General features: G+C 49.6%; 7 protein-coding genes. 3 read left to right on the top strand and 4 right to left on the bottom strand.

Annotated elements, in window-relative coordinates; all coding sequences use genetic code 11:
• Positions 1 to 32: 32 nt before the first annotated feature.
• Positions 33 to 380 (bottom strand): hypothetical protein, encoded by a 348-nt coding sequence (locus RQN30_RS08820; RefSeq protein WP_353060160.1) that lies wholly within the window; start codon positions 378 to 380, stop codon positions 33 to 35.
• A gap of 35 nt (positions 381 to 415) precedes the next feature.
• Here RQN30_RS08820 and RQN30_RS08815 point away from each other — a divergent pair, with 35 nt between their 5' ends.
• Both RQN30_RS08815 and RQN30_RS08810 read left to right on the top strand, forming a co-directional pair.
• Positions 416 to 766, top strand: a complete 351-nt coding sequence (locus tag RQN30_RS08815) for a hypothetical protein (RefSeq protein WP_353060159.1) — start codon at positions 416 to 418, stop codon at positions 764 to 766.
• A gap of 90 nt (positions 767 to 856) precedes the next feature.
• Positions 857 to 3,757, top strand: a complete 2,901-nt coding sequence (locus tag RQN30_RS08810) for an exo-alpha-sialidase (RefSeq protein ID WP_353060158.1) — start codon at positions 857 to 859, stop codon at positions 3,755 to 3,757.
• 488 nt (positions 3,758 to 4,245) lie between these two features.
• Here the strand turns inward: RQN30_RS08810 and RQN30_RS08805 are convergent, their stop codons facing one another.
• The 3 genes from RQN30_RS08805 to RQN30_RS08795 all read right to left on the bottom strand — a co-directional run bounded on the left by RQN30_RS08805 (position 4,246) and on the right by RQN30_RS08795 (position 11,442).
• A complete protein-coding gene (locus tag RQN30_RS08805) occupies positions 4,246 to 5,325 on the bottom strand; it encodes a phosphotransferase enzyme family protein (protein ID WP_353060157.1) in 1,080 nt (359 codons plus the stop codon).
• A gap of 547 nt (positions 5,326 to 5,872) precedes the next feature.
• Entirely contained in the window at positions 5,873 to 10,645 is a 4,773-nt protein-coding gene (locus tag RQN30_RS08800) for a S8 family serine peptidase (RefSeq protein ID WP_353060156.1), read from the bottom strand.
• Entirely contained in the window at positions 10,642 to 11,442 is an 801-nt protein-coding gene (locus tag RQN30_RS08795) for a S8 family serine peptidase (RefSeq protein WP_353060155.1), read from the bottom strand. The genes RQN30_RS08800 and RQN30_RS08795 overlap by 4 nt, the downstream gene beginning before the upstream one ends.
• A 932-nt stretch (positions 11,443 to 12,374) precedes the next feature.
• Here RQN30_RS08795 and ahpC point away from each other — a divergent pair.
• Positions 12,375 to 12,938 (top strand): alkyl hydroperoxide reductase subunit C, encoded by a 564-nt coding sequence (gene ahpC / locus RQN30_RS08790; RefSeq protein ID WP_353060154.1) that lies wholly within the window; start codon positions 12,375 to 12,377, stop codon positions 12,936 to 12,938.
• The last annotated feature ends 89 nt before the right edge of the window (positions 12,939 to 13,027 follow it).

Raw genomic sequence — 13,027 nt, 5'->3', positions numbered from 1 at the left:
GAGCGTGTCGAGGTTTTTTGGCGCTGCTGCGCTCAGGTATTCAAGTTCGGAGATAAATCCTTTTCGACGGCAGCAGTGCCGAAAGAACTATTTGCCGTGTAGGTGATACCTGCCGGACCGCCCGCGAGATTTACACCTCCGCCGTCCGCCTTAGCGGGAGCATTTTCGCCGCTCCAGCTAAGAGCGCCGCCGCTGACAATCTCATCTCCTCCGGTAGTGTATCCATTTTGCGGTGTGAATGTGCCGCCAAAATCAACATTTAAGTACTCTTTCCCAGCAGCATTAGCGAGCTGCGGAGCAGAGATGAAAGCTGTAAGGCTGAAAATAAAAGTGACGATGAATGCAATCCATCGTATTTTTTGCGCGTCTGCCGTCCTCATTGCCGTCCTTAATTTAATTATTGCGAATCAGATGTATGCCGCATTTAGTATTTGATTGGCGCACGATCCGCGAAATCCGTATTTTTAACGCAGCTGACGGCAAAGCGGGTGATTTGATTTTCCGACGGAAATTCCGCCGTTCCCACAAGCCTGCGACCAGCGCTAATGCGAAAGCTTCCGGCAGCAGAAATCGCAGCGAGACTTCTTGCCGCCAGTTACGTACGGAAATCGCATTTTGCCGTCAATTGCGGAAAATTGTCTGCTTCTTCACTGCTGCTTGCGCCTCATTACGCGAGCAGCAGCTGGATGAAATTAAGCAATCCGATTTGATGTTAACAAAAAGTAAACACAAAACATATGCCGTAAATCCTAAAAACCAGCTCTGACCATGCAAGTAATCCGAAAAATAGTCAGAGGTTAGTGCACGATTTCCCAAATGGCAGCAAGCTGTTAACGCCTAATTTAATATTTGTAATATGACTGACAAATTTAAGGCTCAAGGGCGAGCTCTATCAGCCCTGCTATGCACAGCTGCATTAGCTTTAGTAAATCCAGCCATTTCTGCTGCCGCACCTTCCGAAACTGCAAATTCGGGAAGCGCTGCCGTCGGAAGTGCTGTTGAAAGCACTGCTGCCGCGAACGAAACAGCTGTTCCGAACGCGAATCCGCCGTTCACCGTGGAAGTTACCCGTACCGACAATTTCGGCGCTAACGTCCATGTGGGCGATGTACTGACATTCCGCATCACATATACCAATAAAACTTCCGCAAATATCACTATGGTTCCGGGAGAAACAAATATTGACAAGGTGAAAGTTAATGGTTCTTACGGCGGCTGCCGTTGGCGTGATCTCGCTCCCGGAAAGTCTGCAAACTGCAACTTTGGAACATACACAGTGAAAGAATCTGATGTAGAAAACGGTATTACTTTCACTTCATTTTGGAAAGGCACATCCGACCGCAACGGCAACACCCCGGTGCAAGGCGGCGAAAATGTTTCTGCAGCCACTTTGCCGGCTGCAATTACATCAGTAAACCCAGCTCCCCGCCCTGCAGCTCCGTATGTTCCGCCAACTTTGACCGCTGCAGATGATCCGGCATCGCAAGGTTTGGAAACACTGGAAATCGGGCAGAAAGTTGAACTTTCCCGCGCAAACTACGCCGGTTTTAACTGCCACCGCATTCCGGCACTAACCGTCGCTCCGAATGGTGATATTCTCGCAGCTTGGGACGGACGGCCAAGCACATGCACCGACGCTCCGCAGGCAAATTCAATTATTCAGCGCCGATCCGCCGACGGCGGCAAGACCTGGGGCAAACCGACATATATCGCTGCCGGAAAAATTCCAGCTCCAAAGTACGGCTACTCTGACCCGTCGTATGTGGTAGACCGTGAGAAAAATAAGATTTTCGCATTCTTTGTAAAGTCTTTCGAGCAAGGTTTTGCACACTCACAGGCAGGAACAGAAATTACTAACCGCAACGTACTGCACGCAGCCGTCACTGAATCAACCGATAACGGTGTTAATTGGAGCGAGCCGCGCGTGATTACGGCAGATATTAACCCGGCTAATGGTTACAGCCGTTTTGCTGCTTCCGGTGAGGGGATTCAGATTCGTGAAGGAGCAAAGAAAGGCCGTCTCGTCCAGCAGTACACTTTCCGAATCGGCAGCTCCGCAAACTACAAGCAGCAGAGCGTCTCTGTTTACTCCGATGACCACGGTAAAACCTGGAAAGCCGGCGCACCGATCGGTACCGGTATGGATGAAAACAAGGTCGTCGAACTTGCCGGCGGAAAACTCATGCTGAATTCCCGTGCTTCCGACGGCACAAAAGCCCGCAAGATTGCAATCTCGGAAAATGGCGGTGAAACATGGGGCGAAGTCAAAATCGATAACGAACTGATTGATCCGAACAATAACGCTTCAATTATCCGCGCATTCCCGTTTGCTTCTGCGAACGATCCAAAGTCGCAAGTTCTGCTTTTCTCGAATGCACGCAACGCTGGCGGGCGCTCGAACGGCACAATTTCAGTATCGCTTGATAACGGTGAAACCTGGGCAATCAAGAAAGTTTTCGAACCGGGCGCAATGCAGTATTCCACGCTTACTCCGCTCGAATATAAAGGTAAAGAATGGGCTGGTAAGTACGGTTTGCTCTATGAGGGTGCCGGAAACACTATTGTTTACAAGATGATTGACCTGAACTGGCTGGGATTGCGTGATGATTTAACATTCGAACGCTGCTTCCTTGGCGACCAGAAAGCTGCCGGACTAACTCTGCAAACCACCGATTTACCGGAGCAGAACGCGGCAGAGGGCCGTGCAAATATGACCGACGGCAATCCGGCAACAATTTGGCATTCGAAGTGGAACACCTCCATCCAGTTACCGGTTACGATTGACTTTACAGCAGCCGGCGGCGCAGTAACTGCAGATAAACTGATTTTGCGTCACCGCACTGATTCTGAAAACGGCCGTTTCAAGAACTTCACGGTAAAGGGCGGGGTCGGCGATCAGCTCAAGACTCTCGGCACTTACACTAATAACCCGAATAATGGCGAACCGACTGTGATTAAGCTGACGGAACCGATTGAGAAAATTCAGATTGAAGTAAGTGACACCTATGGAAACAACGCAAGCATAAAGTTTGCTTCGCTGGCTGAAATCGAATTAACGAAAGCAGGTTACCCGGCAGGCTGTCATAAAGTGACCGTTGAAGGCGGAGAAATTACTTCCGCAATCAATGCCGGCAAAGTTGCGCATGAGGGCGACAACGTGGCTGTACAGCCAATAGTTCCGGAAGGGAAGAAGTTCACTGGCTGGAGCACCGATCCTGCCAATCTCAAACTCACCGCAGCTGAAGATGGAACTGCAAAGTTTGCAATGCCAAATTCGGCAGTGAAATTGACGGCGAACTTTACCGACGCAGCCCCAACACCGGAAGAACCAAAGCCGGCTGATCCGACACCGGCTGATCCGACACCGGCTGATCCGACACCGGCTGATCCGACACCGGCTGATCCGACACCGGCTGATCCGACACCGGCTGATCCGACACCGGCTGACCCAACACCGGCTGACCCAACACCGGCTGATCCGACACCGGCTGATCCGACACCGGCCGATCCGGATCCGAGCACACCGACGGATCCCGCAGCTGATGAAAAACCGGCACAGCCGGAGCAGCCAGCTGCACCAACACCAGATCTCGCTCCGGATCATACCCAAGCTGATCAAACAGCCGGCGCCGAAACAACACCCGAAAAAGCAGCTCTCGCAAAGACCGGCGCCGCAATCTCCAGCCTCACAATCATTGCCTTGCTCCTAGCAGCACTCGGCACTGGAATGGCAGCAAACCGTCGGCGGAAAAACTAAAAATTCACAATGCTGAACCGCGTTCAGCGCGAAAATAAAATAATAACGAATACTCCCTGAAACTAAGCTTCCGAAATAAGCCCAAACTTCAGGGAGTATTTATTTGGCTCTTCGCATTTTTCTTTTGTCTAAACGCAATAAAGCTGGTGTTTGTTCTAACGGTGTTTGTTCTAGCGGTGTTTGACTGCCGCTAAAACACCGCTTGGAACCGGCCAAACTAACGCAACTGACGGCGAAATCGGCTTTGACAACGCTGCACTTTTCTTTGTATTAGCGGAATAAAAAACTGGTGGTTATTTGGGTGGAAAGCGGTGTTTTTGCATAGATCAAGCCTGACCGCTATACAAAAACACCGCTTGGAACCGGCCAAACCAGACCCAAGCAAAAAGGCGCTATATATCTTGTTTATGCCGGGGTATCGGTTTACGCAGCGTAACCGACTTCTTGCCGTCAGTTACGGAGAATGCACTGCCGGCACTAAAACCGTGTTACTTAAGAAAGTCTGCTGCAAGCGCCTGCGTCTCCGCAAGTGTCTGTTCTTCCCGTGCAGCCATTTCTTTCGCAAGTGCAATCTGGGTTCGGGCACGCACAAGATTGTGTTCCGGATACTTCGTTGCAAAATAAATATCGCCATCCAAATAATCAGCGAGGAACCGCATCCCGCATTCAGCGGTCATCAACCAAGCCGAGAACGGCAGCAGTTCGATTTCCCGCTCGGTAAGCGATTTCGCCATCTCCGAGAGGAACCCGCGGGTATATGCGTGGTAAAGTTCCGGAACGAAATGCACTTTTGAAACATCAGGTTCGTCTTCTAGCGCGCTCGAAGCGCCGAACCGCAGTGAATCACCGAAATCGAAAAGCAGCGAACCCGGCATTACCGTATCAAGATCAATAATTGCCCGCACATCTCCGGTTTCTTCGTCGATAAGCACATTATTTAGTTTTGTATCATTGTGTGTGACATGCAGCGGTACTTCTCCCGCAGCCAGCGCATCCATTACCAGCGCATACCGATCAGCGTTTTCCAGAAAATATGCGATTTCTTCACGGCACGTATCTGCCCGCCCTGATGTGTTGCGGGCGACGGCTTCCTGAAAATCCTGGAAACGTTTTGGAGTGTCATGGAAGTGCGGAATGGTTTCAGTTAACTGGCTCGCATCAAAGTCTGCCAGCTCTTTCTGAAATGCGCCGAAAGCTTTCCCCGTCTTTTCAAAAATCGACGCATCTGAAACTAAGTTATAAGAAAGCGCTCCCTCAATCATTTCGTAGAGTCGGAAAACCTTACCGTCGTCAGTTTTCAAATAGTAATTTCCGGTTTCCGGAACCGGCCGGAAGCGCAGCGTCTCTTGACCGCGTTCACGGAGGAATTTCGTGACTAAAACGACGTTACGCATCAGACTATCGATATCTTTGAAAGTATTAGTCGATATTTGCTGCAGAATATAGTTTTTCTGATCAGTAGCCACACAGTAAGTGCGGTTAATATGCCCTTCACCATAAGGCACTACCGAAGTCGGTTCGCCTTTTAAGCGAAACTGACGCGCAATCTCAAAAAGTTCAGCGGACATTTTTTCCTTCTCTCATCGGCTCGGGCATTCTAACTTCCAAAACTGCCGCAACATCTGGAGTAAAAAGCAAAGCCGGGCTGAATAATAATTCCTGACTTAACGCAGCATTGCGAGCGGACAGGCCGCGGACAGGTTCAGGTTAAAACCTAGTAACTTAAATAAGATACCGCACTTGGCAATGTAACTGCGGACATTTATCATTTTTCCTGTTTTTCCCAAAGTGATTTCGCACATTTACCGCAATTATTGCTGAAAGTGCGGCAAATTCAGCAGCATCCGAATAAACACAGCTAAATTCAGCAGAAAATAAACAGATGCGCGCCTGAGAGTGAAAATCGAACTCTCGCGGCACGCATCTGCTGTTTACTTTGATTGCGCTTTGCCTGCTCCAATTAGTCGAGAGAAATCCCGAATCGGAACACCGGCGCGTTTAATCCACTGCTAATCAAGTACTAATCAAGTGCTAATCGAGTACCAATCCAGTGCCAATCCAGCACCAATCGAATCTCAATCCAGCACTATCTCAGCACTAAAATGCTGCCAAGCACTATTCGCTGCGCCCGTGCACTCCTTTCCGCCGGAGAACTGCACCAGCAATTCCTGCTGCCGCACCAATCAGAAGCGTTACTCCCAGACCGGCGCCAGTACGCGATAGCACACCTTCACGATCAATCGCAGCCGGATTCACTCTGCCGGCATTCGGCGCAGTGTCCACAGTGAAAGCCGGACGCGGAATAATTGGTTTCGCCGGCGGCTGGAGCACGTACGTCGCATTGTATGATCCAAGAACCACAAACTTTCCATCCGCGTAGTCTGCAACAGCTTTCGAAAGCGAACCGTCGGCATTGCGCACCCAGAGCGACCAATTCGGCGCAGCCGGAATCGAAATCAGCGCCGTCTCCGGAGCGTTAATTGGCGCCTTGAACTCAGGACGATTCGAAATCTTTACCAGCTTCGAATCTCCGTCTTCGCTCCACTCTGCATACAGCATATCGTCACCGCGGAATGAACCCGCAGCACGCACGCCGTTGCTCTCAAGCGGATTCTGCTTCAGTTTCAGGTTAACCTGCACTGTTACCGGCGCAGCAGCCTGTTCACCAGCAGAATCGACGAATAGCACCTTGAGTGTATTGGCACCTGCGAGCACAATCTGATCTTCCGCAATCTTTGCCGTCACATTAATCGGCTTTGCAGCACCGGTTTCATCGATTGTTGTTCCCGGATCAATCTGCAGCTTCGGCAGCAGCAGCTTCGCCGCACCGCCTGGATTTAAATCGGCACGGTCGATTTCGAACTCAAACGGCTGCTCCCCGTCAACAGTTACTTTAGTTGGCGCGTAAACAAAGAATGTGCGGGTAACACTAACCGCGTTTCCGGCAAGATCATAACCGGTAGCAACAAAGGTGTGTGTGCCTGGTTCAAGGTCGGCAACGGAAACAGCAAGCGTCAGCTGCGTATCAGTGTTCGCGGTAAGGGTACCGGATCCGGCTGCATTATCAGCAGCAGGCTCACTCACAGCATCATCTGTGTTCGGATCTGCAGCAGCTTCAGCAGCGTCTGCTTCCCGATTAGCAGCTTCAGTATCATCGGCTGCCAGTTCGTTTGAGTCGATAAATGTTTCTTCAACTTTCTTCGGCCCATCGACGGATGTTGTCTTTAATTCCGAATACTTTGTTCCCAACACTTTCTCATCTACCGAAACAGTGAGCGCAGCAATGTTCTCATCGGCAACACTTGCCGAGAAGTTCGCAGCTTCACCTTTCGCAACCCATGCAAGATTGCCGACACTCTTTTGCTGCACACCGCCGTCGATATATTCTTCGTTGATTTTCAGTGTTGGATTTTCTTTATCGACCACCACCGGAATCACACTAAGCGCACCGTTCCCAAGCGAATCAGCAGCCTGCAGCAGAATATTGTCACCATTCTTTACCGCTACTTTTCGATCAAAACTGCGTTCGTTGGATGGCGCACCGATGCCGGATTCATAGAATTCATCAGCTGGTACGAAATTATTGATTGAGAGCGTATAGCCCCAACCGTCGTCGGAAGCTGTACCTTTAAACCGCACTTCGTCTTGATTCGTGTAAAGCGTGCCGCCGATGAGCTTCGGCTCATCGAAACGCAAAGTCGGCAGGTTTACATCAACCCAGAAGCTTGCCGGAGCATCCGCAAGTGTTTTCCCGTATTTATCTTTCAAAATATAGGCGAAGTGATTATTTCCGGTAACGACGGGCAGCTCAACTGCAAAACTTCCGTCTTGCTTTACGAGTGCGTTAATCGGGGCAAGCGGTTCATAGTTGCTGCCTGCAGCGTTAAGCTTCGGCTGCGGTGTAAATACAACCATTGATCCCGGCTCTCCGCCGCTGCCGCGCAGCGTGAAGCTCTTTGTGCCGTCGCTGTTTTTCTTAACATCTTTATTCTTTGTGCCGCTAACGAGACACATCTGATATCCCGAAATACATTCGACGTTATCCCACTTCAGTGAAGCTGCATTCGGTTCAGTGCTCGGCGCATCTGTGTATCCGGAGAGCTGATATCCTTTCGGTTCGCTAATATTTCCGCCGTCGAATGCGGAAAGCAAAAGCAGATTCACCGCTTCGGGCATCACATAAAAATCGCCTTCAAAACTGCCGTCGGATTCTACTGCAACATCATTCAGCAGCCCTTTCACAGTGAGTTTTGCATCTTTACGGTTATCAGTCACGGTTCCTTTCACGTGTACAAATCCGATACCGAGTTCTTCCGAAACAACTGGCACGGCATAGCCGTTTTCGTCAAGTTTAATCTCGGTAATATTCAGTACCGGCGGCTGGTTATCGTAAACCGACTCAATTTTGACTGTATCGACAACTTCGCCTGTCTCGTCAGATCCGACAATCTCAATCTTTACCGGGCCTGGCTGGAGTGTAAGCTGTGTGGAGAATTGCCCGTCAGCCTGCTCTTGTGCTGAAAGTTTCTTCCCGTTTACGGTAATCTGTTTGATCTTTTCCGGATATACACCGTCGAGAACCAGCACTCCGTCTGCAAATTTTTCCGTAGCCGCGTTGCCGAAAACGAATTGCGGATTATTGTATTTTCCTGCATTGAACACTGTGAGTTTCGCTGCTGCGAGTGATTTGCTCTTTTGCGCAATATTTTGTGCAGCGTCGACGGCAGTCACAAGGACCGCAGTAGCGTCACGCAAATCGGCGCCGCTAATGCTGTATGTACCGTCATTATTTTCGGCGACATCAAGTTCAGCGCCATCAGGATTCGTTGCCGTAATCTCTGCGATTCCAGCGCATCCCGTACCTGGATTTGTACAGTCTGCAGCTTTCACGGTAACTGTGCCGTCCTGCAAATCACCGATGGTTATTTCCGGCGCGGTATTGTCGACACCGAATTTCATATCAGTGGTTTGCCATTTGAATTCTTCACTCAAACGGGTTTCGACACGGTAAGTGTAAATACCGTCAGCAACTGGAACGAATTGCGTTTGTGCCGGATCGTAGATTTTCCCGTCGAATTTTGCCGCAGTAGTTTTTATCTGTGCCGGATTTTGAATTTGCGACAATCCAAGCCCGGATATTCGGCGCACATCGCTTGCTTGCCCAAGTTCTGCAATCAGATTTTCGCCCTGCCGAATTGAGTAGCGTGCGTCGAAAGCGTTGCGCAAAAGCACAAGATCAGCGTTCACTGTGTCAAGCTGCTTATCTCCGTTTGGAGAAATCCAGCCGATTTCTTTTTCTCCCGCATTGCCAAGCGGCTTACTTGATACGGAAACTTCCGAAGTGGTCAAAGCGGTAACTGGCGATTTCATGCCCGCCGGAAGCATTTTTTCCGGCAAACCGGTGCCTGGGGCCGCCACGATTTGTTCTTTGTTCCAGTCTCCGACGAACCCAAGATATGGAATCGCAAGATTCGGCTGCTTCCCGGCTGCTTTTAACTTCAGCCAGCCGAGTATAAAGCCTTCTTTGGAAGTGTCTGGCTGGATTGTGAAAGTAATCTTCGCTTTCCCGCCTGCCGGCACTTGTATCTGCTGTTTATCGGCAGTTACGGTTTCACCGGAAATTGACGTGCGGGTGCTCTTTTCAACACCGTTTGTTTCCCGAATTACCTGCTGTGCCGGAACTGAATATACAGCTGGTTCTTTCCCGACGTTTACAAGATCGACGGTTACTTTCCGGGCGCCGGAAACTTCTTTCAATGCGGCCGACGGTTTGCCGTTCACAGTGGCGAATACGGAAGTTGCAATCGCCTGATCTACCTGCGCAAGTCCGGCACCGATTTGCCGCGGAGAGTATGGAATTCCGTTTTTCTCCAGAATTGTTGCCGTGTTCGAAAGTGCAATCTGTACGCGGTTGAGCAGCTCGACCCTGGAAAGCTGCGGATAGAGCTGCTTGTATTTTTGCAGCACGAGTGCGGAAAGGCCGGAAATATTCGGCGCCGCCATTGACGTTCCAGACTTTGTTGCATACTTATTATTGTTTTGCAGTGAGTACACGCTGCCGCCGATACCGGCAATATCCGGGGTGAAATCAAGCGCCGGGGTTGTTCCCCATGAGGTGAAACTTGACGGTTCCAGTGCCGTCGGGTTCTTTTCTGATACCCAGTTTTCTGTTAACCGAACGGTTACTGGTTTATTAGTGTTCTTCGCCTTATTGATTGCGGCTAAAATTTTCTTTCCGGTGGAGTTTTTCACGGAAGCTGAGAGGAATTTAAATTCTTCAATTCCAGCCATTCCCACGAATTCTTCGCCGCCTTCTTCGTGATTCCACACAATCACACCGGCAGCACCCGCATTTTGGGCGTTTTTGTATTTATCGGTAAAAGTGAGTTCACCGCGTTTAATCAGAACAAAGTTTCCTTTTGCTTCCTTTGGAAACTCATTTGGTTTGCCGACTCCCGCATCATAAATTTGATGATTTTTACCGTCGGGTTCGCCGCTGGCAAGCGAAAACGCAAAGCCGTGGTCTTCACCGTCGTTATAGAAACCGGAAGCCTGGGTTACATGATCGTTTTCCACCGACGCGACAGCAAATCCGCCCTGCACAGCCGGAGAACCGATCGTGCCGTCGTCATAGTATCCCTGAACGTCTGCTAATCCGCCTTTAAGATCGAAATTCTTTCCGTCATTACCTGCAGAGATAACAACAAGCACCCCAGCTTCCCGCGCTTTTTCAATTGCACGGTAGGAACCGTCGGAAATATCTGTAATCCCGTTCGTCGAGCCGAGCGACATGTTAATCACGTCTGCGCCGAGCTTTACCGAATCTTCAATTGCCGCAATAATATCGGAATCTTGCGCTCCGCCGCCTTTGTTCGAGAACACTTTCATTGCCAAAAGCTGCGCGTTCGAGCCGCACCCCGCACCGCGTTTGCAGTGCCTTCTTTTCCGTTTGCAGCCACAATCCCAGCTACATGCTGACCGTGCTGATCTGCGGTTGCGTCAACGATTTCATAGTTTTCATCCGCATAGTTGTACCCATTCGGAACTTTGCAGGTGAATTTTCCGCCGCTGGTATTGATTGTCTGGATTGCAGCAGCGTCACAATTATCGAGGGTTAAATCACGATGCGACGGGTCGATACCGGAATCGATAATGGATACGACCATGCCGGTGCCGTCGACTCCATAGTCTTTCTCGGCGTTTGCAACTCCTTCAAGATTACGCGCGAAATTCTCAGTCGGATAATAAATGCGCTCACGTTTCACCGAAGAAACAGCAGGCTCAGCGAGGAGATCAGCGATTTTATCTTCCGGGATTGAAGCCGAAAAACCGTTTACTAAATACCCGAACTGCCGGTCGAGCTGCAGACCGTACCGCTCTTTCCAGCTTGCAAGCAGATTCGCCTGTTCGGTTTTATTCGTGTTTTCCACCGATTTCGACGGCAGTGCAGGCTGAGATTTCATCGTCACAATCACGCGAACCCGTTCAGTGTTCGCATTACGCAATTGCGGTATTTTTGCGATGTCAGCTTTCATTCCGGCTGAGATAAGCGCGTCTGCAGCGGAAGCGTTTACGTTTGCTTCGCGCGCAGGCGCACCTGTTTCAGCTGCAGCAGCAGCGGGTGCTGCAAGCGGAGAGAAAGCAATAAGCGCGCCAGCAATGGGCGAGATGACTCTAAAGCGCATTATTTACCTTCCTTGTTATATTGTGTTTCCATTCGATAACTATTAGCTGTGGGTTAATAACTATTAGCTGCGTATTTTATTGTGTGAACATCTAATATGCTTAGATGCCGAAAGATGTTTGTTAGCTAGGGTAAGAAAGAAACTGCGAAATATATTTATGCGTCCATAATTTGGAGCAGTGAAAATTAAAAGTTTACCAATAAACAAATCTTACTTTTTCCTGAATATACCTAGACATTCTTGCTGTAAAAGCGGCTTTTTCTGCGAAAATCCGGGCACCTATGCAATATCTCACTTTACATAATTAACAACTCTGCGAAATTTGCGGTATTAACCTCCAGTTTACCGTTTGGTTCATGCTTTTTATCCGATATTTCAAGCACGTCAGCCGGCTGCCGCGCACATCGCCCGCAGCAACTCTGCAGTAACTTTGCAGCAACTCTGCGGTAAAACGCCTTACCGATTCACCATAAACACTCATCGATTCACGATAAACACTCGAAGAGTGAAAAACAGCACTCTCGGCTTGCGAAATACAGAAAACAGCGAAAACATCAGCAATTCCAAGGAAAATCAGCAGCCCGGCCAACGGAATAAATGTTCATAAATCAAAAAACCGGCAAAATCCATTTCTGGAATCGTTCCAAAAGAGCTAAAGTGTTGCTGTGAGCTTCCGAGCCTGCGCCAACTGCTGCAATTCAGCTTCCCACCAGCGAATTTAGTTGTTTTCAGCAGCTGCAAATGCTCCAAAAGCTCACAGCGGGCGTGCTGAACTTGTTCAATCGGCACTCCGCTGCAGAACCGCAAAGCGACGGCAATACAAACCAACGCAGAACACGTTCACAAACCATCCGGTTCATGAACTGCAAAGGTTCACAAACCGCTAAGCCTAAAATTCAAAAAATAAACAAATATCAGCAGAGAGGACGATTATGTCACTGATCAACACGAAAGCTGCCGAATGGAAAGCAGCCGCATACCACAACGGCAGTTTTACCGAAGTTTCCTCCGCAGACTACGCCGGAAAATGGGCAATTCTTTTCTTCTACCCAGCCGATTTCACTTTCGTCTGCCCCACCGAACTCGAAGACATGGCTGAAAACTATGAAGAATTCCAGCAGCTTGGCGTAGAAGTATACTCTTTCTCCACCGATAAGCACTTCTCCCACAAGGCATGGCACGATTCTTCCGAACGTATCGGCAAAATTAAGTTTGCAATGGTCGGCGATCCGACCTGTGAAATCTCGGCAGCTTTCGACACACTCCGCCCAGGTGAAGGCGCAGCCGACCGTTCCACGATTTTGATTGACCCGGAAGGGGTAATTCAGTACGTGGAAACCACTTCCGAAGGTGTGGGACGCAACGCTTCCGAACTGCTGCGCAAGGTAAAAGCAGCGCAGTACATTTACAACCATCCAGGTGAAGTTTGCCCGGCAAAGTGGGAAGAAGGCGAAGAAACTCTTGCTCCGTCGTTCGACCTCTCCGGAAAACTCTAATTCAGTAAATCTTTAGTCAAGCCGGAATCGATTTTCACTCACGGAATCTTTTTCACAGAATTGATTTCCGCAGAATCGATTTCCGCAAG

Source organism: Arcanobacterium hippocoleae, assembly GCF_040360365.1.
GTDB lineage: Bacteria > Actinomycetota > Actinomycetes > Actinomycetales > Actinomycetaceae > Arcanobacterium_A > Arcanobacterium_A hippocoleae_A.
The sequence above is the reverse complement of the archived record's forward strand: the minus strand, read 5'-3'. Positions and strand labels throughout refer to the sequence as shown.

Bases quoted from the DNA above. Each gene is read 5' to 3' on its own strand.
- ahpC (WP_353060154.1), top strand. From the start codon at position 12,375: ATGTCACTGATCAACACGAAAGCTGCCGAATGGAAAGCAGCCGCATAC.
- RQN30_RS08810 (WP_353060158.1), top strand. From the start codon at position 857: ATGACTGACAAATTTAAGGCTCAAGGGCGAGCTCTATCAGCCCTGCTA.
- RQN30_RS08820 (WP_353060160.1), bottom strand. From the start codon at position 380: ATGAGGACGGCAGACGCGCAAAAAATACGATGGATTGCATTCATCGTC.
- RQN30_RS08795 (WP_353060155.1), bottom strand. From the start codon at position 11,442: ATGCGCTTTAGAGTCATCTCGCCCATTGCTGGCGCGCTTATTGCTTTC.
- RQN30_RS08805 (WP_353060157.1), bottom strand. From the start codon at position 5,325: ATGTCCGCTGAACTTTTTGAGATTGCGCGTCAGTTTCGCTTAAAAGGC.
- RQN30_RS08815 (WP_353060159.1), top strand. From the start codon at position 416: ATGCCGCATTTAGTATTTGATTGGCGCACGATCCGCGAAATCCGTATT.
- RQN30_RS08800 (WP_353060156.1), bottom strand. From the start codon at position 10,645: ATGAAAGTGTTCTCGAACAAAGGCGGCGGAGCGCAAGATTCCGATATT.